20 protein-coding genes and 1 pseudogene are annotated in these 25,892 nt (G+C 35.4%); 4 read left to right on the top strand and 17 right to left on the bottom strand.

The window, feature by feature from the left end:
- The first annotated feature begins 72 nt into the window (after window positions 1-72).
- Complete coding sequence (locus tag AB3H90_RS03740) at window positions 73-1,575, top strand: helix-turn-helix domain-containing protein (RefSeq protein WP_368016209.1); 1,503 nt, start codon at window positions 73-75, stop codon at window positions 1,573-1,575.
- A 197-nt stretch (window positions 1,576-1,772) separates the two neighbouring features.
- Here AB3H90_RS03740 and AB3H90_RS03735 read toward each other — a convergent pair whose 3' ends face one another.
- Together AB3H90_RS03735 and AB3H90_RS03730 are read right to left on the bottom strand one after the other, a co-directional pair.
- On the bottom strand, window positions 1,773-3,629 hold the full coding sequence (locus AB3H90_RS03735) for an ATP-binding cassette domain-containing protein (protein ID WP_368016208.1): 1,857 nt from the start codon (window positions 3,627-3,629) through the stop codon (window positions 1,773-1,775).
- Window positions 3,613-5,589, bottom strand: coding sequence for an ATP-binding cassette domain-containing protein (locus AB3H90_RS03730; protein ID WP_368016207.1), 1,977 nt, complete (start codon window positions 5,587-5,589; stop codon window positions 3,613-3,615). Before AB3H90_RS03730 ends, AB3H90_RS03735 begins: the two co-directional genes overlap by 17 nt.
- Window positions 5,590-5,671: 82 nt before the next feature.
- Between AB3H90_RS03730 and AB3H90_RS03725 the strand changes: the two genes are divergently transcribed.
- Window positions 5,672-6,502: a MerR family transcriptional regulator gene (locus tag AB3H90_RS03725; RefSeq protein WP_094940194.1), complete on the top strand. Its 831-nt coding sequence runs from the start codon at window positions 5,672-5,674 to the stop codon at window positions 6,500-6,502.
- Window positions 6,503-6,911: 409 nt separating this feature from the next.
- On the opposite strand, the gene aguA is transcribed toward AB3H90_RS03725, so the two are convergent.
- The 3 genes from aguA to ptcA all read right to left on the bottom strand — a co-directional run bounded on the left by aguA (window position 6,912) and on the right by ptcA (window position 10,637).
- Complete coding sequence (aguA, locus tag AB3H90_RS03720; protein ID WP_034699699.1) at window positions 6,912-8,009, bottom strand: agmatine deiminase; 1,098 nt, start codon at window positions 8,007-8,009, stop codon at window positions 6,912-6,914.
- The gene (locus AB3H90_RS03715) at window positions 7,963-9,381 is read right to left on the bottom strand and encodes an APC family permease (RefSeq protein WP_034866259.1); all 1,419 of its coding nucleotides are present in this window, start codon (window positions 9,379-9,381) and stop codon (window positions 7,963-7,965) included. Before AB3H90_RS03715 ends, aguA begins: the two co-directional genes overlap by 47 nt.
- Window positions 9,382-9,617: 236 nt before the next feature.
- A complete protein-coding gene (ptcA, locus tag AB3H90_RS03710; RefSeq protein ID WP_034866258.1) occupies window positions 9,618-10,637 on the bottom strand; it encodes a putrescine carbamoyltransferase in 1,020 nt (339 codons plus the stop codon).
- A 270-nt stretch (window positions 10,638-10,907) separates the two neighbouring features.
- Between ptcA and AB3H90_RS03705 the strand changes: the two genes are divergently transcribed.
- Window positions 10,908-11,843: a response regulator transcription factor gene (locus AB3H90_RS03705; RefSeq protein ID WP_368016206.1), complete on the top strand. Its 936-nt coding sequence runs from the start codon at window positions 10,908-10,910 to the stop codon at window positions 11,841-11,843.
- A gap of 472 nt (window positions 11,844-12,315) precedes the next feature.
- On the opposite strand, the gene AB3H90_RS03700 is transcribed toward AB3H90_RS03705, so the two are convergent.
- Genes AB3H90_RS03700 through AB3H90_RS03680 form a run of 5 tightly spaced genes read right to left on the bottom strand, consistent with a single transcriptional unit; the run spans window position 12,316 to window position 16,724 of the window.
- Window positions 12,316-12,720, bottom strand: a complete 405-nt coding sequence (locus AB3H90_RS03700) for a PTS sugar transporter subunit IIA (RefSeq protein WP_010719955.1) — start codon at window positions 12,718-12,720, stop codon at window positions 12,316-12,318.
- Window positions 12,721-12,757: 37 nt separating this feature from the next.
- Window positions 12,758-13,567, bottom strand: a complete 810-nt coding sequence (locus AB3H90_RS03695) for a PTS system mannose/fructose/sorbose family transporter subunit IID (protein ID WP_010719956.1) — start codon at window positions 13,565-13,567, stop codon at window positions 12,758-12,760.
- Entirely contained in the window at window positions 13,554-14,450 is an 897-nt protein-coding gene (locus tag AB3H90_RS03690; RefSeq protein ID WP_010719957.1) for a PTS sugar transporter subunit IIC, read from the bottom strand. The genes AB3H90_RS03695 and AB3H90_RS03690 overlap by 14 nt, the downstream gene beginning before the upstream one ends.
- Before the next feature lie 12 nt (window positions 14,451-14,462).
- Complete coding sequence (locus AB3H90_RS03685; RefSeq protein WP_010719958.1) at window positions 14,463-14,942, bottom strand: PTS system mannose/fructose/N-acetylgalactosamine-transporter subunit IIB; 480 nt, start codon at window positions 14,940-14,942, stop codon at window positions 14,463-14,465.
- 3 nt (window positions 14,943-14,945) lie between these two features.
- Window positions 14,946-16,724: a beta-galactosidase family protein gene (locus AB3H90_RS03680; protein WP_010738366.1), complete on the bottom strand. Its 1,779-nt coding sequence runs from the start codon at window positions 16,722-16,724 to the stop codon at window positions 14,946-14,948.
- Window positions 16,725-17,192: 468 nt separating this feature from the next.
- Here AB3H90_RS03680 and AB3H90_RS03675 point away from each other — a divergent pair, with 468 nt between their 5' ends.
- Window positions 17,193-17,501 (top strand): hypothetical protein, encoded by a 309-nt coding sequence (locus tag AB3H90_RS03675; RefSeq protein ID WP_226823680.1) that lies wholly within the window; start codon window positions 17,193-17,195, stop codon window positions 17,499-17,501.
- Between the two features lie 10 nt (window positions 17,502-17,511).
- Here the strand turns inward: AB3H90_RS03675 and AB3H90_RS03670 are convergent, their stop codons facing one another.
- The 7 genes and pseudogenes from AB3H90_RS03670 to AB3H90_RS03640 all read right to left on the bottom strand — a co-directional run bounded on the left by AB3H90_RS03670 (window position 17,512) and on the right by AB3H90_RS03640 (window position 25,889).
- Window positions 17,512-18,450: a hexose kinase gene (locus AB3H90_RS03670; protein WP_368016205.1), complete on the bottom strand. Its 939-nt coding sequence runs from the start codon at window positions 18,448-18,450 to the stop codon at window positions 17,512-17,514.
- 11 nt (window positions 18,451-18,461) lie between these two features.
- Complete coding sequence (gene lacD, locus AB3H90_RS03665; RefSeq protein WP_368016204.1) at window positions 18,462-19,469, bottom strand: tagatose-bisphosphate aldolase; 1,008 nt, start codon at window positions 19,467-19,469, stop codon at window positions 18,462-18,464.
- Between the two features lie 22 nt (window positions 19,470-19,491).
- Window positions 19,492-20,664, bottom strand: coding sequence for a tagatose-6-phosphate ketose isomerase (gene agaS, locus AB3H90_RS03660; protein ID WP_368016203.1), 1,173 nt, complete (start codon window positions 20,662-20,664; stop codon window positions 19,492-19,494).
- 12 nt (window positions 20,665-20,676) lie between these two features.
- Window positions 20,677-21,408 carry a GntR family transcriptional regulator gene (locus AB3H90_RS03655; RefSeq protein WP_010719963.1) on the bottom strand — a complete coding sequence of 244 codons (732 nt, stop codon included), beginning with the start codon at window positions 21,406-21,408 and terminating at the stop codon, window positions 20,677-20,679.
- 254 nt (window positions 21,409-21,662) lie between these two features.
- A pseudogene (locus AB3H90_RS03650) lies at window positions 21,663-21,851 on the bottom strand (transposase); the annotation flags it as partial.
- A 344-nt stretch (window positions 21,852-22,195) separates the two neighbouring features.
- Window positions 22,196-25,309, bottom strand: a complete 3,114-nt coding sequence (locus AB3H90_RS03645) for an AAA family ATPase (RefSeq protein WP_368016202.1) — start codon at window positions 25,307-25,309, stop codon at window positions 22,196-22,198.
- Window positions 25,299-25,889 (bottom strand): ABC-three component system middle component 1, encoded by a 591-nt coding sequence (locus AB3H90_RS03640; RefSeq protein WP_368016201.1) that lies wholly within the window; start codon window positions 25,887-25,889, stop codon window positions 25,299-25,301. The genes AB3H90_RS03645 and AB3H90_RS03640 overlap by 11 nt, the downstream gene beginning before the upstream one ends.
- Window positions 25,890-25,892: the final 3 nt, after the last annotated feature.

Raw genomic sequence — 25,892 nt, 5'->3', positions numbered from 1 at the left:
CCTCTTTTTATGATAAGATGGCATCAAGTAACAGCTAAGAATCGAGGGAAATCTTTGGTTAGGAGTTTTTTTATGGAAATATTCAATGATTTTTTTGGAAATGATGTCAAAAAAGAAATCGAACTTTTGCATTTTTTATATCATCAAAAGCGCTTTGTAACGATTGAAGAAATGAGCCAAGCCCTCAATATGGATCGGCGTTCGATCTACAAATATTACGATGTTCTAAGCAATCATTCCCTAATGACAGATGAAAGTCGTGAACCAATTTTTCATACAAAACATGGTCTCGGCTATAAATTCACAGGAACCAAAACAGACTATAAAACGGTGATTCGTAAAATATTACAAGAAAATCCTTTTTTCAATTTATTTGAAACTTTATTGTTGGAAAATGAAGTGAATCTAGTCAAATTCGCCTACGAGAATTATTTATCCGAATCTACTGTACGAAAGCGAAGCTATGAACTAGAAACGCTACTACAGCCATTGGGGTTTACCGTAAAAAAAAATAAAGGAACGCTCTATTTAGTCGGTGATGAACCTCGTATTCGCTATTTTATGGTTGCTTTTTTTTGGAAAAATTTTTCTGGTCTTCACTGGCCATTTCCAGGTATTTCTCAACAAAAATGTGAAATGCTCGCCCGACACTTTTATGAAATCAATGAAATTCCTTTCAATGAGATTGAACTAAAAATTACTACTTATGTACTAGCAGTGACGATTATTCGGTTTAGAAAAGGCAAAAAAATAACAGCTGAAATGATCACTTTAGCTCCTGATCTACTGCCTAAAGACCAAGAAATCTTCCAACAATTGACGGACCAGCATTCATCACTCTTAAAAAAACTGACAGATGAGTTGAGTGAACACTTCTTACTCGAAACAAAGGAGAGCCACTTTATTTTCTTGTGGCTACGATCAAATCTGAATCTCACTTTTTCTAAAGAGCAGTTAGCTGATTATTTTACCGCTCAAGAAGAAGGCGTACAAAATCGGTCTTACTTGCAAGCAATCATCCATTTGTTACTGAAAGATACAGACTCTCAACAATTGTCTACCAGAAAAAAGAACTTGATTTTGCGAACGATTCTTTCTGGAATTTTGTCCGTCGAACTATTTGGAGAGACGATCCATACCTTGACCGGCTATAATCTACAGCACTATGTCTCGCAGAATTTTCCCAACCTTTTGATGCGTTCTGAACAATTGTTAGATCAAATTGATCTTTACTCATCCTCAGATAGCAAACGAAAAGGACTTGCGTTACATGTAGCGGTTGCTTGGACCTTGGTTTCACCACCATCCACCTTTATGAAAAAAATCAACCTTAAACTCGAAACAGATTTACCTTTGGCACTTTCTTTAACAATCAAAGAACGTATCGAGTCTTCTTTTCAAAGCTACTACCATCTGGATATTCGCAGCCATTTTGAAAACGAAGACTATGATCTCTGCCTTAGTACCGCTCCTTTAACAGAAAGTTTTGAAACCGTCCTCGTTTTACTGATCAATGCCCAAGTCACATTAGCCGATCTGCTGGCAATCAAACAAGTACTTGAAGAGCTGGTGTAGTAAGAGCAGAAGAAATGGAATGTTCATTATTTGAACTGCGAATAACACTTCTTCGATCATATTTATACTTTTTCAATTCATAAAAATAGCCTAAGATTTGTGGGAAATAAAAGCAAAAAAATGGGACATTCTTCAGATTTATTTCTGATGAATGTCCCAGACTCTTAGTCAGTACTATATTTCTAAAGTTAAAGATCTTATTTTTTTAAAGCCAGACTAGGTGATAGGTTGACCAATCGATAATTAACAAAACCAGTTATGCCAAAAACTAATCCAATATTTACTAACAACAAAAGCATCCCTAGTTGGAAATTAAACTCTAGATTATAACCAAAGTTCTGGCTATATACAGTATTAAAAATAAGAAGCCATATACTACTAAATAAGACGGATAGTAGACAAAATAGAACGGTTTCTCTTCTCAATATCTTAGAGATATTTCTGGTACTATATCCTAAGCAACTTAGTATACCAACTTCTGAATATCTAGTGATAGAAATTCGATAGATTATAATAAAACTAACAGAGATAAATAGGAGTAAAAGTAAATTGGATAATATGGTGAACAACTTTATAGTATCAGCAAAACTATTTTTAAAAGCACGAATGTCTTTTTCCTTAGTGTATATATCGTACCCCTTACTTTTCAGCAGGCGATGAATTTTGGGAATGTCCTCAAAATTTTTCACACTAAACGCTATAGCAGAAGCCTCACCTTTAGCTACTTCTTTATAAATTTTCTTTTCCAGCTTCGTACTCATTGTAAAGTTATCAAAAGTATCGTTTGAGATACCACTCACTTTCATTTTTATTTTATGTTTTTGTCCCTCCTTATCAAAGTATTCAAAGTCAACGTACTTTCCAACTAATTGATTAATATTCTTACTCAAAGACGAGGCAACACTTAAAGATAGACTGATTTCATTCCTATTATCTTTAGGCATGTCCCCATAAATCATCGAAAGATTGGAAGAAATCAACGTTGGCGATTTAGTATCTAAGTGTTTATTCTTATGATCATATTTAAGATGAATATTTTGAAGATTATATTGGTAATACACATCCTTAACGTTTGGTAATGTTTGTAAATAAGTAAGCCCTTCAGATAAAGGCTTTTTTGAAAAAGCAATTGATCCTTTACTATAGTAATCATTTTTTTCTTTAAATGACTGTATTTCATTTTTTATTGTATTTTTTATTCCTAACGTTGAAATAAAAGAGACCGTTCCTAATGAAATCAATACGATAGCAAGTAAATTTTTTAAAAAATGTATTCTAAAATTCCTGATTGCTATCCAAAAAAGTAATTTTGAGTTAAGTTTTGGGACAATCTCTTTAGCTTTTTTCGCTGTGAAAGTCTGACTTTCCTTACTATAGTCTAATTCATATCGCTCTTTTTCTTTAACTATTTCTATTGTATGATTTTTTAAACAGACTATTTCATCGGCGTACTTTGAAACTTTTTCACTATGTGTAATAACAATCACGGTTCGATTCCTTGCCAACCTTTTTAGTATCTTCATGACACCATCACTATTTAATTCATCTAAAGCAGCCGTTGGTTCATCTGCAAGAATTATTTTAGGATCGTTCATTAAGGCTCTCGCTATAGAAACTCTTTGTTTTTGACCACCGCTTAACTCACGGACCATTTGATTTGCCTTGTTTTTTAATCCCAGTTCCGTTAATAAATTCAATGCTTTTTCGATTTTCTTTTCTTTCGTTAGTTCAGAGTCTAAATGCGCCCCCATTATGACGTTTTCAAGTACTGTATATCCATTTAAGAGATGATAATCTTGAAAAATAAATCCCACATTGTTGAATCTATAATTAGACAAGTTTTTATTTGATAAATTTTTTTCCTTAAAGCATAAATTTTCAATTTCCCCATCATAATCTATGTCTAAGCCTGCTATTAAATTTAATAATGTTGATTTACCAGCTCCACTATTCCCTAATACACAAGTTAACGTACCATCTTTAAATCGATAATTGGCATGTAATAGTATATCCAAATCTTTGTACTTTTTACTGACATTATTTAAGTAAATCATTCGAATCACCTTGTTTCATTTTATGAGTAGGATTAGTTTTAAGAAATAATAAGTAGGATAGGAAACTGATTATTATTGATTGGACAAATGGTAGCAACAATACCAAAACTAAGTTATTAGTAGATACTATATATATACTAAATATTTTTTGACTTAAAAGACTAAGCATTGGGAAAGTTATCAGAAATAGAAGAGAAGACATTATTCCAAGTATAAAATATTCTGAAATGATTAAACTTAAAATATTTTTATTACTGAAACCATTGAATTTGAAAAAACGAAATTCACTTTTCTTTATATAAAAATTGAACAAAGCCAGAACAATACTAATTGTTAGTGACAATAGAAAGAATATCAAACTGATGGTAACCCCTTGCTCCTCATTTTTCTTTCTCAATCGGAGCATGTCTTCAATCATGCTAAAATCTCCAGAAGGTTGTAAACCTGATTGTTGTAGTTTATTCACGATAGGTAAAATATCATCTAATGTTTTTGCTCTTACGTTATAACTTATCGATTTCTCAATGCCTGCTTGTTGGCGCATTTTTTTGATAGCTTCTACACTAAACAACAACGGGCCATCCGTTAGTTTCCCGTCACGTCTTCCTAAAGTGCTGGTAATTGCTCCACCTTTAGGATTATTTTCAATGACTCCCACTACTTTTACATCATTTAATGAGACCTTTGATCCTGTAATTTCATTGCTTCCAATCTTTGGATTTACGTCTATAAGGCCTGTCATATTTAATTTTTTCCCGATTACGTCGGTGGGTTTTAGACCTAGTAAATCCAGTAACCGTTTAGGAACAGCCACTTCTATTTCTCCAATTGAAGGATATCTTCCAGCTATCAATTTCGTAATTGCAGGAAAGTTAAAGCTATCCTTCACTTCATAATTTTTAATCAAATCTCCTACGTTTAGTTTCAAATCACCCACTATTTCCAAGGGTGCCACAAAATCTACTCTGGGATCATCTTTTAATAAATCTACTGCTCCTGAAGTATCTTGTTTTAGAGAACCCGAAGGACCACCACCTGTCGATTCTTTTGACAAATAAATATCTTTGATCGTCTCTCCTCTTTCTTTAACGAGACGGCTAAAATTATCATCTTGTTTTTCTTTTATTTCCCCACTCAAATTAATCAACATAAAAAAGGAAGAAAGTATGAGTAAAATAATCGTTAATATAGAATATATGGATGCGCCTTTTAGAATGTTAAAAGATTGAGAGATACAATTTTTTAAAGATAAATAAGGAGGTTTATTCAATCGATTGTTTTTCCCGTCATCTTTTGAGTGTTGTTTACTTTGCCCTACTAATTTTAGTTGTCCTTGCTCCATGCTATAGACATTTGCGTCTTTTTCAATTAAACCTTTATCATGAGTGACTATTATCACTATTCTTTCTTTAGCGATTTTTTTTAGCTCCGTCATGATTTTATTAGCAGCTAAAAGATCTAATGCTTTAGTTGGTTCATCTGCTATGATTATTTCTGGATCTTTTACTAATGCTCTAGCTATCGCTACTCGTTGTTTTTGTCCGCCAGATAATTTTGCCACTTTCATTTTAGCTAATCCAGATATTCCTAGTTCCTCTAATACCTTTGCTACTTTCATTTTTCGTTCTGCTTTATTTAAGTTCGATAGGCTTAGAACTAAATCAATGTTACATTCTACACTTAAGTATTCTATCAATTGGTAATCTTGCCAGATAAAACCGATTGAATTGTAATAATAGTCGGATAGTTCTTTTTTCGTAAAACGTTTCATCGACTGATTGTTAAAATAAACATCTCCTTCAAAATTTTGATCCATACCACTAATGATATTTAATAGCGTTGTCTTCCCACTACCCGATGGACCGTAAATAAAATTGAGGCCTTTTTGGAAATCTCCTGATAAATGATTCAATACTATTTCATTTCCAAATACTTTTTTTATTTCGATTAAACTTAACATAAGAATCTCCTTTTATAACGAATTTGGGTTATTGCTCTGCTAGAATAAACTGTAACGTTACGTTACATTCAAGGAGGTAATTATGAATAATTATTTAACAATCAGTGAATTTGCAAAATACGTCAATTTAAGTAGAAGAACCTTAATTTATTATGATCAAATTGATTTATTCAAACCAAAAAAAATATCTACTCATGGTTATAGATATTATACTTGTGACCAATGCTTTGAATTAGACGTTATACTAACCTTGAAATTTCTTGATGTACCTTTAGAACAGATTAAATATTTTCTCGATAATCGAAACATGGATGACACGCTGATAGAATTTAAAAAGCGAAAAGAAATTTTAGATGAAAAAATCAATGACTTAAAACATATGCAGACGTTTTTAGAAAATTATATCGATCGGTATACAACATTGAAAAATATAAATTTTGATATAATTACTCATTCTTATAGAGAAGAAGAATCTTTTATTTGTTCTGATTTAATGCATTCTCATTACTACGACTCCATCGATTCTTTATCTAGTTATAGTGATTTTTATTTATCCTTAGATCAAAAAGATTTATTTAATGGCTATCCTATAAATTTTTTAGTAGAAGATTCTATTTTTTCTGACATTCAAAAAACTCCTTTTAGGTCACTAATTAAAATAAACAAGGAACAAAGTCATCTTTACGACGCAGAGAAAATTATAACCAGATCGAATGGAACATATGTCTCTTTCTTCATAGAAGATTCAAATTATAATAAGCAAGAAATCAATCAGAAACTACTGAACTATTTTCAAAAAAATAAATTTATTCCAGAAAGATTTTTTTGGAAAATATTATGGCAAGATGAAATTACTACCACGATTCCTGAAAAACGTGTATTTGAAATCTTGATACCTGTAAAAAAGAATTAATCGTTTACTGAAACTAAGAAAGTTCCTTATTTCCCCTTCTTAAAACAACCTCTTAAAAATGATTCGATTTGTATATATATGCATTATTGTTTTAAAATATACTTAAAAGGTACCTAGGAGATTTTTATGGGTTTGGGAAAACTATGAAAAGATCTCACCCACATCTGTCTTCCTCTAATGGTTGAATCACCAAGCTGATCGTCAGCTAATGATAGACAATGAAACAAAAAAAAGAGATTGGGACAAAAGTTGTCTCAGTCTCTTCTAGTATCTCTAAAAACGAATAAACGGCCGTCATTGATCAGGTCAGTAATCGAATTTGCTGCTTTGGGCTTTGGTCAATTGTTCATGAGCAGCGTCGCCTAAAATTCCACCCAATGCGATGACAATTTTTGAGATAAGCCTCCACCTATCTTTGCGGTTGTTGTTGTGTGATACAGTGAATATTTCCACCACCGTATACGATCTCAACTGTATTTACGCCTACGACTTCTTTATCTGGAAAGAATTCTGCTATTTCCTCAAGTGCCAGCGCATCATTTTTATCTCCATACTGAGGAACGATCACACCGTTGTTCGTGATCAGAAAATTCATATAAGAAGCAATACAAATGTCGCCATCTTCACGTGGCATCGTTCCTTCTACGTAATCGATCTTGAAATCCCCATTGATCGTGACATTCTCTACTGGGCAACAAAGCTTATGAACTTTTAATTTGCGGCCTTTGGCATCGGTCATTTCATTCAAACGCTTGTAAGCAGCTTGAGCCGCTTCATAAAATGGGCTGTTTTGATCTTCAGTATAGATACAAGCCACTTCTCCGGGACGAACAAAACATGCCACATCATCCACATGCCCATTGGTTTCTTCCGGATCGATCCCGTCACCTAACCAAAGTACTTTCTCACAGTTTAAGTAGTCACATAATTTTTGTTCGATCTCTTCTTTTGTCATATGAGGATTCCGACCTTCACTCAATAAACACATCTCAGTCGTTAAAACAGTGCCTTCTCCATCAACATGAAAGGAGCCCCCTTCTAAAATAAAATCCTCCGTTCGATACGAATCCACGTGTTCGATTTCACAGATCTTTTGTGCAATCAAATCGTCTTGATCCCAAGGGAAATACAAGCCATCGACTAAGCCGCCCCAAGCATTGAATCCCCAGTCATTGCCTCGTAATTCACCATTGTCGTTGATGACAAAGCTAGGACCACAGTCACGAATCCAAGCATCGTTGTTCGACATTTCATAGACAGTGATGTCGGCAGGCAATTGACGACGGCAGTTTTGATATTGCTGTTGCGACACGACCACATTCATTGGCGTGAATTTGCTGATCGCTTTTGCGACTTCGGCAAATGCTTCTTGAGCCGGTTTGCCTCCATCACGCCAGTTATCCGGACGCTCTGGCCAAATCATCCATACTTTCTCTTGTGGTTCAAACTCTCCAGGCATTCTAAACCCGTCTTGTTTCGGTGTGGTCTTTTCGATTCGCTTTGCCATGATACAGCACTCCTTCTTTTTTGATTTTTTTGATCCAGATAATGATTTCACCAACGAGGGCAAATATAATTGCTCCAATCGTGATTGGTAATTGCTGACTCAGCGATTCAGCATCAAACTGCAAAGGAATCGCTGTGAAAATCAATGAGATCACGATCATGATCATCGGTAGTGCGACTAATACCTTCAAGAACAAGTCGCTGCCGCTCACCTTGAAAGGTCGAGGTGTTTCTGGATCGATTTTGCGCAATTTATAAAACGCAGGAAAAACAGGTACATATGATAGTAGGAACATTACTAGGTTCAACGAGAAAAATGCCCAAAATAAATCTTGATTTGGTAAAATTGGTGCGATGATGACAACGATAGAAGCAACAATACCATTCATAATCGCCGCACCAGTAGGCATGCCGTTTTTTTTGCTGCGTTTGGCAAATACTTTCGGCATATCGTCATTTTCGGCTGCATAACAAGCAGTATTGTTAACCCCTAACGACCAAGAAATCATATTGCCAAACAATGTTAGTAAGAATAAAAAGGCCATCGAAATAATGAACCAGCCGCCTGTTGATCCTGTCAATAACTTAAAACTATCCATCAATCCGCTGCCTGTACTAATCTGATCCGTAGGAATTGCTACACCGATCCCGAATGCAGAAAAAATGTAAATGGCTGCAATCACCAGTCCACCAGCAATAATCGATTGAGGGATTTGCTTTTTAGGATTTTCCATATCATTCGCGAATGTACAAATCACTTCGAATCCTAATAAGTTAAAAATGATTACTGAAATAAAGGACAAACTATTTAAATTGAAACTTGGCAGCATGGAAGAAAGAGTAAACTCATTCGCCACACCTTTAGTAAGCGCAGTATAGAGACCTAAGCCACCGATCAAGATTGCCAGCAGCATTTTGATGACAGCTGCTCCATTCAAAATCCACACGCTGTCACTGACCGGATAAAAACTGATCCAAACGATGATCCATATAAAGATCAGTTCGATCACGATAGCAGCAGCTGTTGAAAATTCGCTGCCTGTGATCGTCATCAATAAATCAGGGCAGACTACTGCTAGAGAAGCTAACCACAGTGGATAATTGATCCAGTAATACCAAGAAACGCGAGATCCCCAGCGATGTCCGAAGGCTTGTGTCACCCAATCATAGATACCGCCATCACCGATATAAGTTGTTCCTAACTCTGACGAGATCAATCCATAGGGCAAAAGGAATGCAATCAATAAAAAGATCCACCAAAAAAATTGTGAATTTCCGATTGCTGCTACCGGTGCAGCCGCTTCTGCCACAAATACAACACAAATAACAGATAATATAGCACTCATCAAACTAAATTTTTTCTTTTCTCCCATTGTTTTCTTCCTTTCCGGTACAAGGGAATAAGGTTGGACCAACGATTGAACGATCCTTGCAACCAGCGGACTCATCTCACATGAATCCTGGTGCGGCATAAAAGCTGCATTAATGTGAGATCAAGTTTCTGCTAGAAAGAATCGATTTTCAGATCGTTAGCCCCTCCTCTAGAACAGAGACAATCCTCACGCATCGTCATGATACGCAGATTATTTCCTTTCCTCATCTCTTGCGTCTAAAATGTTTCACCTAGCAAAGCTTCCAAGTCTTTTTTAGCCGCTGCTTTTTTGGTCTCATCGATTGGATTTTTTTCCGCATAATCCCGCATCAAGTACACTAAGAGACCGCGAATCGAAGTCAACCGATTTTCTGCTTCATCAAAACAGATCGAGTTCGGTCCATCCATGACTTCATCTGTGACTTCTTCCCCACGAGTGGCAGGCAAGCAGTGCATAAATTTCGCTTGTTCCCCAGCACGTTTCATCAAGTCCGTATTCACTTGGTATTTAGGATAAAAAATACGCATGCGTTCCTCTTCTGATAGTTCAGCTTCATACAGTCCATACCAAACATCTGTATAAACAAAATCCGAACCTTCGATAACATCGATTTGATCGGATATCGTATAGGAGCCGCCAGAATCTTTGCAAATTGCGTCTAGTCGGGCGCGATGGTCTTCGTTTAACTGGAACCCTTCTGGTCCAAATTGAACGAATTCCATTCCCATTTTTGTTGCAATCAATCCTAAAGAGAAACAGACTTGTGTGGCATCTCCAATAAAGGAAACCTTGCAGTCTTCAATTTTTTTGCCTGCTGGAAGATGTTCGATCATGGTGCAAAGATCGCCAATTTCTTGCGTTGGGTGGTTGAAGTCAGACATCCCGTTAATAACTGGGATCGTGGCATTCGTTGCTAAGTCATACACACTATGATGACGTTCCACACGAGCCATCAAAATATCAACTAAACGAGAAAGAACTCGGCTCGTGTCTTCTATCGTTTCATGACCACCCAATTGAATTTGTCCTGGTGCTAGATATTCTGCGTGCCCCCCTAATTGTGTCATTGCTGTTTCAAACGAAACCCGCGTTCTGGTAGAAGACTGTTGGAAAATCATCCCTAACACTTTGTTCTTTAGCAAAGGAGGATAAAAACCATTCTTGATGGCCGCTTTGATTTTCAATGACAGGTCAACAATTTGTTGAATCTCTTCCTTCGTGTAATTTTCAGTTGTAATAAAATCTTTTTTTCCCATAATGAAACCTCCTAAGTAATTTGTTTGCTTTGCATCTTCACTTTAGGAAAAAAAGTGAGAGTTTACGATAAGCTATTAGTTGTAAACGCTATCATTGTCGATCTATACGTGGTACAGGCTGGTTTATTTTTGGATATAAACCAGTTATTTTCCAAGGGTTTACAAAAGTTTAGAAGGAAGTTTATAGGAATTAAAAGTAAAGATAAAAAAATCGGTGTTATAATTAAAATAAGAAATTTGAGGTAAGAAAAAAATGAAAGGGGATTCAACATGATAGCTATTTTTGTTTACAACATTCTATTGATCATTCTATATTCAATCACGATGACTTTTGCTATTTATGCTTATTTAAAAGAAAAAAACAACTTATTTCTCTGGATCAGTTTGTATTTGGCATTCTTCATTTTTGATAACACGATTATTTATATGACGGAGTTCCTCAATTCCTTTGCACAAAGTTATGATCAAGCATTTATGAGTGCGCCAGCAGTTAAAACGATTATTTTTATGGGAAACGCCTTTTTTTCCATTTCTATCCTTGCCGAACTACAAAAAGAAAAACTTTCCCCTCTCCATTATGCTTTACTGCTTGCTTTGGCTGTTTGGATGATTACCATCCCACTGATGGATAATTCAGCCTTTAAAGTCTGGCTCTATTATCTGGGCAATCAACTCTTCCTGTTTTACCTAGGAATTTATTGTTGGCGAGGAACAAAAAAGGATGTACCTTTGCTGAACAAACACTATTTAAAGCAATTGATGTTCATCAATCTCTTCTTTAGTATTTTGATCATTATTGAAGATAGTTTCGTGATTTTCAATGTCGATCAATATAGCTCCTTAGTGACAAAAATTTATAATCGTAGTGTCTCAGAGGATATTTTTTCGATTGTTATATGTGTTTTATTACTGCACTTCTTTATCAAAAAATATCAACCTCAGAAAGAAAAAACACAAAATCAAGACACCTCTCTCTTGATTCAAGACTTTTGTCAGGTTCACCAGTTTACTCAACGAGAAACGGAAATTTTTATATTGCTACTGTCACATCGAACCAATCAGGAAATTGCTGACCAGCTCTTTCTTTCATTAGGAACGGTTAAAACTCATGTCCACAATATTTTTATTAAACTTGACATAAAAAAGCGCACGCAAATTATCCCACTTTTTGAAAAGTATAAAGAAGCCATTGAGTCAACCGTTTAAAAAAGTCCTGGAAGTATCCCTTCCAAGTTCTCAGTCTGTAGACGAGTCTGGGACATTAATCAGAAAAAATCTAATGAATGTCCCACTTTTTTATGAGGTTAATCATAAAATAAAAAAATGGAGAATGAGACAAAAGCGGCATCTTCAAAAATTCGCTGAAATTTATAAAAAATTTGAGACACACCAAGTAGATAATAATCAACACCAAAAAAAAGTATTTATGTTTCTTGTCAAATTTCGGAAATTCCTTCTTATTCCTTGATGCTGAATACTCTTTTCTCAATCTTTCACCAATCATTCTAGAATTTCTCTTTACCAACATCATTTGACAAAGGGTCTCTTTTTTGTCCAAAATTTTGAACAAAACTAGATAAAAAGACATTCCAAACTCAAATTACAAGTTTGAAATGTCTTTTATCTATAGTATGATCAGAGAAATATTTCTTTGGCTTCATCACTCATATATTTTATCTTACTCATCTTCATCATCGTCATCACTGAAAATCCGTCCATTCACATAACAAATGTTACTTGTAGCAGATTCGATTAATGAAAGTTCTGTTCCAATTAATTGACTGTTAATGAAGTCAATGACCATTGGCATGTTCATGCCTGCGTATAAGTCAATTACTTGACCCTCGAGAATTATTTTTGAAACTACATTACACGGAGTGCCACCCATTAAATCTGCTAATACTACGAAATCATCTAAATTGGCAATTACTGTTTCAAACTTTTCACGAAAATCTTCCGCTGATTCAGAAGGAAGAAGGCTTACTGTGTGAATACTTTCCTGAGGCCCCATTATCATTTCTGTACTTTTTTTCAATTCTTCACAGAAAAGTCCATGACTAATTAAAACTAATTGTTTTCCCATTGAACCACTCCTCATCACTAATTGGAATCAGCCTGACTTATTTTGAAATCACGCCTAAAGCTGATAATGCTACACAAACCACTAATACTATGAAAATTGCCTTAGTAGAAGTCATATTCTTTTTGCCAAGCATCCAATAAATTGCTGCAACGATACCGGCTGGTAATAATCGTGGTAAAATCATATCCAGGTTGTTTTGCATGTTTAACGTCACATCACCAATACTTGGTGCCCAAGACAATTTTACATTAATCATGGTAGCGACCAACGCTCCAACCATGAAGACCCCTAACAAAGTTGCAGCATCTGTCAAGGCAGTTAAGCGATGTTGCATCGTGGTAACTAAAGAGATTCCTTCACGATAAGCAAATTCTAATTGTTTCCAACGGAAAATCATAACAGCGATTTGTGCGATAATCCAAATAAAAATTCCAGTTGGGTTGCCATTAATTGCCATATTGGCTGCTAAGGCTCCAAAAATTGTTGGAATTAACGCTGCGAAAATCGAATCACCAATTGCTGCAAAAGGCCCCATCAACCCAGCTTTTAAACCTGAGACAGTGTCTTTACCATCAATACCTTCCTTTTCCTCAATAGCCAAGTCAATCCCGGTAACGATAGTATTGAAGAAGTTTGATGTATTAAAGAATTGTGTATGAGTTTTCATCATTTCTTTTAATTCAGGAGAATTATCACCATAAAGCTTGCGTAATTGCGGCAGAATTGTATAAAGATAGCCTGATCCTTGCATCCGTTCATAGTTCCAGCCTAATTGGAAAGTAAACAAGCTTCTGCGATTGATCTGCTTAAAGTCTTCCTTCGTTAACTTATAATTAGATTTCGTCATCTTCAATCTCTCCTTCATCTGAATCATTCGATGTAACATCTTTAGGGGCTGGCGAATGTGGTATCAGCTGTCCATTTTTGTAACTGATGGCTGCTAAAGAAAATCCAACTAGGGCAATTGCTAACATTGGAAGTGAATTAAATATTCCTTCGAAATTCTTCACAACTCCTGCAACACCCGTTCCTAAAACCTGCATGTTAGTAAAGACGGTTCCTAGTAATGCCGTTAATGTAAATCCTAAAATTAGGTAAGGGAAATGCTTTTTAACTGGCAAGTAACGTAGTAGAATAGCAAAACCGACAGCTGGTAAAACTGCTCCAGCTACTGATAATCCATCGCCTAACCACTTCAAATCACCATTTAGCACGGCTACCACTTGTTCTACTAGTCCTCCTCCAAATGCTAATGCTAGAAAAACGGGAATCATACGAGAAAGTGACCAAGAGAGGGCTCCCATTAAGAAATTACGTTCGATCCCTTTATAGTTCATATCTTCAACTAATTTATCAATGCGATGCGCAAAATACGTATTCGCAAAACGGGCTAATATATCTAATTGAATCATCAAGCTAGCTACTGGTACCGCAATTACGGCAATTGCTTGCTCTGGGTTCATTCCTAGCGCTACTGAGAAAGCTGTCGCTAAAATCGTTCCAGAGTTGGCATCAATTTTTGATGCACCCCCAAAGGTACCAACACCAAGTACAGTCAATTGCATACTACCACCAATAATAAGTCCTGCTTTTAGATCCCCCATCACTAGACCAGCAAATAATCCGGCAAAAACGGGTGCACTCAACGATGAATAAATTTGTAACTCATCTAAAATTTGATACCCTGCGTATAATGTTAATAATAAGATCTGCCACCATAAGATATCCATTTATTTATCCTCCTATTTCGCTAATAAAGCCATAAAATTTTCTGCTTTATCACTTGGAACCATCTGCGCTACTAAGCGAACACCTTTAGCCTGTAATTTGTTAAATACTTCTACATCTTGATCAACCACATTGATTGATTTAGTAATGGACCGTGTTTCATTCGTCTGTGACATATTCCCAACATTAATTTCTTCAATTGGGACTCCTAATTCTACCAACTTCAATAAACGATCCGGCTCCCGAGCAATAATCAATAATCGTTGAGAATCATATTTTCCTGCTAAAATATTATTAGCAGCTTTTTCAATCGGCAATACACTTAATTTAACTCCTGGTGGAGTTGCCAGCTTTAATCCACTTTTTTCAATATCATTTTTTGCAACTTCATCATCTACAACCATAATCCGTGTGATGTTCAACTTGGTTGTCCATAAGTTGGCTACTTGTCCATGAATTAAACGTCCATCAATTCTTACTCCGATAATACTCATTGTTTATCCTTCTTTCATTTCTTTATATAGTGGTGCTTTTACTAATTGGATCTCTGGTTGGAAAGTTCCTTCTGTTTCAAAAATTACTATTTCATTGTTTCCTTTTTTAAATAAGCTTTTCGGAATATATAGCGAAAGTGTTGGCCCAACTTCCCAAAAACGTCCAATATTGGTCTGATTAACAAATACGACACCTTTCCCAAATTTTGATAGATCAATGAAGCTATCCTCCACTTCATCAAGTGTTACTTCATAGCGATAAAAACTTGGCTGGTTAGGATGCCATTCCTTTGAAAAATCAACCTTCTCACATGACTCTAGTGGTAAACAATACTGATTCCAATCAGTGATAAAATGTAGATCAGCCATGACCCCTGTACGAATTCCCTTTTTTTGTGTATCGGCTAATAATTTATGACCATAATTAACACGCCCCATATTTTCAATTAGAATATCTAATTGATTGTCTTCCTGAGGCATTGGAACAATGATATCTTCACCAATTTCTGTCTGATATTGTGTAGCTTGCAGTTTTTGATTTAAAAATAGTTGGCTACGGTCTCTTCCATCGATTACTCTCAGTCTTTCATGTTCTGCATCTTTTTTTATTGAGGTGCGATACAGAATATAACCTGTATTTTGTCCTAACATTTCCATCGTTTCTGGATATTTCATTTTTACTGATTGACTAATTGTATCTAATGTTGAAAATAAACTGACTTTATCAATTAATGGAATATCTTTCATTTCCATTGTGTCTTTTGTCAAAGGTTCCATTTGTTGGATATCAGGGAACGTTTCATGAATCATTGTCTGGATTGCATAATATTTTTCGGTTGGATTTCCTTGCTCGTCTAAGGGTGCTCCGTAATCATAAGAAGTAATCTGTGGCAAATCAATCACTCCTCTAGCTGAGCAACCATTCATAAATCCAAAATTTGTTCCTCCATGGAACATATACAGGTTAATACTTCCTCTCAGCACGACCTCTTTGATTGCCTCAGCTAATTCTTTTGCATCACGTTGTACAATCGGTTCCTTCCAACGATTAAACCAACCATCCCAAAATTCCATACACATTAAAGGCCATTTTTTCCCATGCTCATTGAAGAAAGCTTCCATTGAAGAAAAATTTTCTTCAGCCTTTGAACCAAAATTTCCAGTAACTAAAATATCTTCATCAATCATGCTGCCTGCTCTGAGTGTCGCTCGCCATGGTCCATCCGAAGTGAAAAATGGCACTGTTATTCCTCTGTCCAACATTAAATCACGTATCGAACGTAAATAGTCTTTTTCTTCTCCATAAGAACCGTATTCATTCTCAATTTGTATCATTAAAATATTTCCACCATTTGTCAGCTGATGCGGCACGATTTTTTTTATTAAAACATCATAATAATCTGCCACATGGTTCAAATAAACGGTTTCATTTGTTCGGATCCGAGTTCCCTCATTAAGTAACCAAGCAGGAAAACCACCAAACTCCCATTCTGCACAAATATATGGAGATGGTCTAACAATCGCGTATAGTCCTAATTCCTCAGCAATGGACAAAAAATGTTCTAAGTCCAAAATTCCCTCAAAATGGAAATCTCCTTTTTTAGGTTCATGTAGATTCCATGGTACATAAGTTTCAACTGTATTAAATCCCAATGCTTTCAGATTATATAACGAGTGATACCAATCGGCTGAATCCACTCTAAAATAGTGGATAGCTCCTGAGAGTATCTTAAAGGGCTTACCGTTTAGAAGAAAATCTTCTTTAATCTCAAATGTGTTCAAAAGCTCCCTCCTTAAATAAAAGCGTTTTCAATATATTGATATATCAAATAATTTGAAATAGAAAGTCAACCCTATCCAACATAACAGAACGTGTTAAAATCAAATTATACATACAAAACCAAAGACTCTAACGAAAAGTTTAATTCTTTGATGTTGTTTGAAGGGTTAATTTAGACATCCCAAAATGGCAATAAACTTTATACAGAAGCAGAATTAATATAAATTTTTAACGTAAGCTCTATTACAGTCATTCGCTCCCTGAATGAATAAAGGATGGATTCATAATTCGTCATCAAGGTCGTGACTCATTTGTTTCACGTAAAGAAAAACTGGTCTAGTTTTATCAATCGTTCGAGGGAATGATCCACACTATTTAAACAAGCTTAAACTGCCAGCCTTAGCATTTTATGATTACATCAGACATTTACGAAAAACTAAAAAACTGCATATATCTATCAGCAAACTTATTTGCCCGAACAATATGTGGATCCTAATTGTCAAGAATTGTGTTATTACAATTCCAGCTGTCAGCGCTTTAAACAAGACTACAATATCCACATGAATGAGGAAGATTTTACGGAAACAAATAAAATTATATTTCCAACTCCTTTAAATGTTGCGAAATCATTAAAGATTCTTACCGATGAAACGACCGTTCTGCAAGTCCGAGTGACGAAACGTAGAGATTCACAACAACTACTGGAGTACGTTGAATCCTACAAAAATGGAACTTCTACCAAATTGAGTTGGTCTCAAAAAATCATTGATTTTATCTAGATCGATTTTTTCACTCAATCTTTTTTACAGTTATTTTTTCAATATGCGATTGAATATTCACCGGTGAAACATGACCTGTTTGTCCTTCTTGTGCATTAGCCATACCAGTAGCCATACAAAACTTCAAAAGTTCTATTTCATCCATTTCTTGTGATAGGCCGTAGGCAAATCCAGCGACTGTAGCATCTCCTGAACCAACTGGGTTGACTGCTTTTATCGTAGGGAGCGTAACTCGATAAAAACAATCTTTATGTTTTGCGAGAGCTCCAGCTTTTCCTAGAGAAACAATGATCCATTCAATACCTGCGAAGATAGGTTGAATCAATTCTTCCTGGACTTCTTCTAATCGATCAATCGAAAATGAATGTCTCAGTAGTGTTGATAATTCCTCAAGATTTGGTTTGATTAAAAATGGCTTCTGTTTGCCAGCTAAAACCTGATGCAAGCTTTCCCCAGAGGTGTCGACAAGAACCTTTGCGGACTGCTCTTCTGTCAATTGGACCAACGTTTGGTAAAAATTTGATGGCAATCCTTTTGCAAGACTACCTGAGATTGTGACAATCTTTGCTTTTTTTATTAGCTCCTTGAAGTTTTCTAGGAAATTCTGCTGTTCTTCATAGGAAACTGTTGGTCCCGCTTCCAAAATCTCAGTTTGATTTCCTTCATGCAAAATAGCGATTGAATCTCGGCTTTCTTCTTTGATCTCTGTAAATTTCTGCTTAATACCGGCATGCTTTAATTCATCTGCAATAAACGCCCCATGAAACCCACCGAGAACTCCTGTAGCGAGTACATCCCCCTTTAGATCATGGATTACTCGGGTTACATTAAGTCCTTTTCCACCTGCTGTTTTACTAACTTGATCTGTTCGATTGACAGTATCCACATTCAAGGAAGCAAGCGGATAGGAAAAATCAATTGACGGGTTCATCGTTACAGTTACTATCACGAGCTCTCCTCCTAGTTCACAGCTACTTCTTTTTCAACTTGGACTTTGTCATACCAAGAACTGGCTGTTTGTGCCAAAACGTTGTTCAAGCTTTCGATATTTTCACGACCTTCACTTTTCAGCCAGGCACGAGCAGATTCCTCACCAGATTTGATAAACGGCTTCACACCATTTTTCCAAGTAGCTCTACCACAAAGCACACCATTAAAGGTCGAACCTGAATCTTTAGCAAAAAACAATGTTTGTTGGAATAGCTTCGTAGAAACACCGGCACTCAAGAAAATAAAAGGCAAATCTGTCGCTTGACTTTGTTCCAAGAAGTACTTTGCCGCCTCCTCTTTGGTATACGCTACTTCATCTGTACTGAAACCCTCTACAAAATTCATACTGACAGGAACTTCTACCTTTAAAACATCTACTTTGTACTGTGGTTTCGAAAATTCCTTCATCATGCTATTGACTTTATGCGGTTTTACTTTGGCATATTCAAGTGAATGAACATCTGAAATTTGGGTATCATATGATAGCAATTCTAAATAGAATGGCAAATCTTCTTCGGCACACTCGCTACCTAAACGTTCTACGAAGACATGCTTCTGATGATTGATTTCCGGATCTTCATCTACGTCATAATAAAGTAGAAACTTAATCGAATCGGCTCCTTGCTCTTTTAATCGTAAAACTGACCAATCTGCTAATAAATCAGGCAAGCGTCCCGGTGTTGTTACATCATAGCCGGTTTTTTCATAGGCCAACAACAAACCAGCATCTTCATGTCGTGCACTTGCAGCAGGAAGACCATATTCTGGGTCCAATAAAATAGAAGATGCATAAGGGGTTAATTCACTAGAAACTAACTCCTTGAAACGCTCAATCTGTTCATCGTTTAATTCTACATTTAAGGCTTTGATCATTTTTTTTAATGCTCCGCGTTGATCAATCGCTAAGGCACTGATAATACCATCTTTTGTCGATAAACGATCCATTGCTGCTTTTTTTCCTCTGGTTAATGTAATCATGGTTCTTCCTCCCAGTTTATTTTTACTTATATTTGTGAATCGTTACACCTTTTACAACTCGGTTAACTGTTCCTGTTGGTGATGGTGTATCTGGTTTATTATTCACTTTAATCGATGATAACAAAGCGACTATTTGGGCAACCATGATATAGCTTAGTGCTAAATAGCCATCTGGCAGTAATTCGGCCTCAGTTGTAAACTCGAATTTATCGCCAGTGAAATTCCGTTGCCCTGGTTGAGTAATGGCGAACACTCCGGAAGCGATTTCATCTCCACGCACTTCTTCTAAGACATCCAAGTCGTAATCACGCGTGTAAGGATTATTATTAACAAAACCGAACATGATTGTTTTTTGATTAATAAACGACTTTGGACCATGGCGAAAGCCCATTGATGAATCAAAGATGGTAGCAATTTTTCCGGCTGTCAATTCCAGAATCTTCAATTGCGCTTCCCTTGTTAATCCAGCTAGACTTCCTGAACCAACATAAACAATGCGTTCAAAATCAAGCTGAACGATTTTTTCAATTTCATTTACTCGGGTAATTATTTCATTTCCTAAATTACTTAAAACCTTCAGGTATTGTTGTTTCTTCACTAATACTGTTTGATCGAATGTCAACAAAGCTCCTAAAGTCATGCAGGAAAAGCTACCAGTCATAGCAAAGCCACTATCATTGGAACGTGCTGGCATCAAGAATAAAAAACTATTGGAATCGGATTGACTAATTTGAGCTAGTTTTCCTTCTACAGCACACGTAATTGATAAATGATAGATCGTATCAACCACCTGATTTGCAATTTCAACTGCTGCCAAGCTTTCAGGACTGTTTCCACTCCTCGCAAATGATACAAGTAAAGTTGGTTCTTCTTTAATTAAATACTCTTCAGGTTCTGCGACAATATCAGTCGTTCCAATACTTTCAAAGCTAAATGCTTGGCGATCACCGTTCTTGCGCAAATAAGGAACTAATGTGTCTCCTACATATTGAGATGTTCCTGCACCAGTGAAGATTACACGTGTTCGCTGACCATTTGCCTTTTCTTTAACTATTGCAAGAAAATTATCTAATTCCTTTTGAACTGTTTGATAGTGATCAAGGGTTTCTTCCCAAAGTTCCGGCTGTTGGCGTATTTCGCGAGTCGTGATCTCAGCACCCAGCTGATCCAGTTTTTCTTTTCCTACTGTAAACATGTTTCGATTCTCCTAACTATTTCGAATATGGCGGATCTGATAATGAAATTGATCCGCACGGGCGACACTTAAAGTAAATTCGATAATTTCATTTTTCATATTATAGGTTTGACGTGCTAAATGAAGGACAGGTGCTCCTTCTGAGATTATCAGCTGTTTCGCATCTTCCTTTGAGGCAACACTTGCATATAGCTCTTCATCTGCCAATCGAACGGTCTGATTAAAATCCTCGGAAAAAAGATCATATAGAGGTTTGCTTCTTAAAAGCTGATCATTTAATGATAAGAAAAATTTGACTGGCAAATAGGTATCTTCGATCATAAGCGGTTCCCGATCAGCTATCCGCAATCGACTTAATTTGAAGACTACTTCTCCTAATGAAAGATTCAATTGTTTTGCAATAAATTTGTCCGCTTCAATTTTTTCAAAAGCTAAGATCCGCGTCTCAGCAGTTCTACCTAAACTTTTCATTTGTTCAGTAAAGCTATAGGTTCCTGCTAAATCTGCTACGTTCTTTTTGATATCGGATACAAATGTTCCTTTTCCATGTCTCCGATAAATATAACCTGTATTTTCCAACTCTTTCAAAGCTAATCGAACCGTTGTCCGACTAACTCCGTATTGAGCAGTTAATTCTCGTTCAGAGGGTAATTTATCATGGGGTATCATGTTACTTTCCATCTGATTTTTAAGTAAATCTACCAACTGATGATACAAAGCTTTGTTTTTAAAAGAATTTCCCATAGGTTTCTCCTTCTTTTAAACTGGTTATAACCACAAACTAATGGTAAGATGGTTTTTTTATTTTTGTCAACAAACAATCTGAAAAAAATTCTACAACCGTCTTAAATCGTTGATTTAGCAATGATTATTTTATTGAAATAATAAAACTATCCATTTTTAAGAAATTGTTCCTAGCGAAAATAACAGTCATAAGTGCTGAAATCTGATACCAGTTGAAAAAAATAGGAAATAAAAACCTACTAATCTGAGTATCTTTATTTGCTTAAAAAAGTTTTACCGTGACGAATCAAAATTCGCCGTTTGAAATGATAAAAATTTCGTTTAAATACTTTGATAGGCTTGTTTAAACATCCTAGTGGTCCATTTGAGTAATTGTAGCAGAGGGCATTTCGGATCTGTGTCAGAAACTTTCTAAATGTTCGCAAAGTTGTCGTATAGGTTTCGGTTTCTCTGGTTAAATAGCCCCCAAATAGTGAATGATGTCTTTTCTATACCGTTTAAATCATAAAAAAATGTTGGTAAATTTCGCCAATATCAAAAAATGTAGAGCCTAAAAAAGCTTCTGCTTTCGTATAGGTAGTACAACTCTCCATCCAACCTATATATTCTTCCTATCTGTATTTAATCTAGAAAAAAGAATCAATCCCTTATTCGTTGGGATTGATTCTCTATCCGTATCTTTTTTAACTTCTGTAGGCAATTTTTGTTTTATACTCTGAATCTTTCAGCTAACCTCAGCTCTCATCAAAGAGTTCCCTTTTTTACTTTTTCTGACTAACTAAATTTGTTACAACTGATTCTCTGTATAATTCATTTCGATAAAACTGGCATTATGGTAATTGGCATCTAATTTTCTCTGACATAAGTCAAAAAACTGACGGTTATGGGTGGAAAAGATGATCTGTGTTCCTAGCTTAAATGCAAGGATTCTTAATAGATCAATAAAGGATAATTCATTAAGACTATCTAAGTGTTGGATTGGATCATCCATGAAAATCGTATTCACTTTGTCTGTATTCTCTAGAGCGGTTCCTAGAAAAATACTTAAAGACAATATATTTACTTGGGCAGAACTTAGATATAAAATCGGGGCATCCTCTTCATCCTCTGTTCGTTTGCACATAATATCCAGTCCTAATTTATCGGGATTTGCTTCATTGATTTTAAAACTAATCTTACGAAAATCAGGGTGAGGTTCAATCATTTGAAAAATCTGATTGACGGTATCTAAGTTAAATGTACTTTTGATTTGCTTTTTGATCTCGGTTAATTTACTGTCTTTTAATTCTTTTAGTTCTTGTACTTTTCTACTTAAGTGGTCATAGATTTTTTTTACTTTTGCTTGTTCGCTTCTTTTCTCTTCGATACCTGTTTCAGAGATAAAATCACTGGTAAGCCCAGATAGTTGACTCAACAGTTGATTTTTTTCCGTTAATTCGTAAATAGCTGTGGTCAACTTTTGCTTATTTTTTTCCAATTCTTCTGGTGCAATGATTACTTGGTCAAACAGCTGATAAGATATCTTTTCGATATATTTCCTCCGTACAACGAGCTGCCGAATCTGCTCTGATTGGATTCGTTGTTCTTCTACTAATTCTGTTTTACTTTTCCCATTTACTTGTTCTAGTCGTTGTTCTTTTTCAGCAATAAGCTTGGTTTCTTGTTCATTGATTTTTTCTAACTCGCGTTTACATTGCCTTTTAAAATCAGAGATAACAGAAATACCAAGCGCTTCATAAAACGCCTGTTCTTGCTGATAATATTGATACTGTTCGTTTCCTTTTAAATCATTTAAGCTTTTTTTCGCTTGTTGATAATGTAATTCGATCGTTTTGAGCGTATGAGTATTCTTGACATTCAGCTGTTCATTTTGATTGATTTTTTCTTTGATATTTTGGTACTCATTCGTTAATTTTACCAATTCCTCCTGTAGTGACTTTACTCTTTTCTGGGTTTCTTCAGCAATTTTTTCACAGTCAATCCCATATTTTTGGCTGTATTCATTTAACTTGTGCCAGTGTTTCTCATTGGTTAAATACGCTTCTTCTTGTTGTTTTAATTTTAAGGTTACTTGTAATAGATCCTGGTCAAGTTGGTTGATTTCAGTTTCCTTAATCGTTATTTGTATCTGAATCTGTTGTTTTACTCCAGAAACTACATCAGTTAACCGCCCAGTTGAGTCATCGATCATTCCTTCTAAGTGGCTGCTTTCCTTCGTCAGTTGCTCAATTGGTAAAAGATCTGCCGTACTAGCTTCAATTTTTTGGATGATATGTTGAAATTCTTGATGATCATGGAGACATAATGGACAGACAGACGAAGACGTATCCGTTACGATAGAATAACCTAATTTTTTCAACTGTTCTAACTGACTGCCCAGATCTTCTAAAGAGGAACGTTCCTTCTTCTTTTGTGCTAAATCAACTTCCAATTTTTTTCTTTCTTGCCAAATGTCATCAAGTTGGCTTGTCTGTTCCAACAAAAATGAATAATCAGGATCTTTTGAATAGTCTTTTTGGCTTAACTGATGATCGTCTAAGTTTAGTAATGAAAACAATTTTGTCAACGTTAGCTTTATCTTACCTAACTTGGCTTCCAACTCTATTTTTTTCTTTTTTTGTTGTTTGGTTTCATGATCAAGTAATTGTCTTTTCGCTTTAACATCGGAATAACTGTTTAATTCTTTGATTTCTGTTAATTGATTCGTCCGCAACGCTCGTTTATTTTGACACTCACTTAATGTTACTTCTTGCTCTTGATGCTCCTTTTGTAAAGTAATCAATGCTTGTTCACATTTTTTTCGTTGATTGATCCATTCATTGATTTCTCTATTACTGTTTTGTTCAGCCATTTCTTGTGCCTGAAAATCTGCTTCATGATTGATAAGAAAGTTACAACGCTTGAGATGGTTGCTCAAGTCTATTTTTTCGTCAAACAGTGCTTTCTTTTTTTCTTCGATTGTCTCAATTTCTGTCAAATGGGCTAACTTTTCGTTGACATCAGCAACCTGCTTTTCAGACCATTCGATCTGCTGCGGTATTTGTCGATACTCTTGGGTCATTGTGATTAAATTTTCTAGCTGTTGTCGCTCCTCTTCAAACTGGTTCAATTTTATTTGATTATTGCTTTTTAATTTGTTCGATTCGATATACAATTCTTGTAAACCTAATTGATTATTTAACAATGGATCTTTTTTACTATTCTTTCCGTTTAACTTGGCATAATTTTCTTTTAGCTGGTTGATTGTTTGCCATATTTTTGCATTACTTTCGAGTTTTTCAATCTCTTTTGTTAGCTGATTCATTTTAGTTTCTTGTTGTCCTAATGCTTTATTCATTTCATTGACGAATAAGACTAGATTTTTATAATCCTCAGATACATTTTCTTTGTCCCAAAAATTACTTAAAGCATCATATCTTCCTTCGGCACTCTGTGATCGCAAAAAAGCATCGATTTGATTGTGTGTCAATAAATTTTTTTGTCGTAAAATCTTTAATTCTTTCGCTGTTAAATCAACCGTTTTTTTGGTCTCATTCCCTTCAACGTAATCCGTTGTTTGCTTTCCATTTAACTTTTTCGTTGTTAATGCATAAAAACTGCCATCATCAAATGCTAGTTCCACACTGCCCACTTCGGCTGAGGAATATTTGTTCTTTAAAATATACTTTCGCTCTTGGGAGGCGATATCACGGACATTTTTATTTTCATTCAGTCGACTGATTTCGCCAGTCAAGCTCCATTCGATGGCATCAAAAAAAGAGGTTTTTCCGGTTCCATTTGGCGCATACAAAACAATCAAATTTGATATTTCATTAAAAACAGGATTCACACAATCAAAATATTTTTGCCTTTCAAATGCTCGAAACGAATCAATTTTTATCCCTTTCAATTTAAGACTCATCGGTTCCTTCCTTTACGTTAAGATTTGACAGCTCATGTTTTATATACTCTTGTATTCGTGCTTTTTTCTCTTTTTTAGCCATCGTTTTTAATTCTGCTAACAAATGGATGATTTTCTCATCATTTTGCCGCTCATTCTTAGCCAGTTTCTTTAATGGTTTTGTCTGTTCCAGATTCAATAATAATCTTTCTTGAATTTTATTTTTTTGTGCTTCTTTTTGTGCTTCTTTTTGCGCATCATTAGTAGCAAATTCTCGAAAATTATCCACGATCACCTTTCTGGTTGCATACTTGTCTTGTTCAATACTGGCTTTGATTGGCTTCGCTACTTTGGCTTTGACAAAAAGAAAAAAATAAATATTCCATCGTTCAATCTTCCTTTTTAATTGACTTTGAAAACTGTAGGCAATCTGGTCGTTGATTTCTTCATAGTTGGCTAATAACTCATCTTGATTATCAAATATATAACAAAAAAAATGGAGTCGATACTTTTCGTTTGCTTGTTGGTACGTGTAACAGGTCAATCCCGTCGTTTTTTCTATTATTTCATACGTAGTGATTTCTTTTAATATCTCTACCATTGT

Source organism: Enterococcus sp. C63 (assembly GCF_040887215.1).
Classification (GTDB): domain Bacteria; phylum Bacillota; class Bacilli; order Lactobacillales; family Enterococcaceae; genus Enterococcus_B; species Enterococcus_B hirae.
This window is presented reverse-complemented; position numbering and strand designations above follow the sequence as displayed.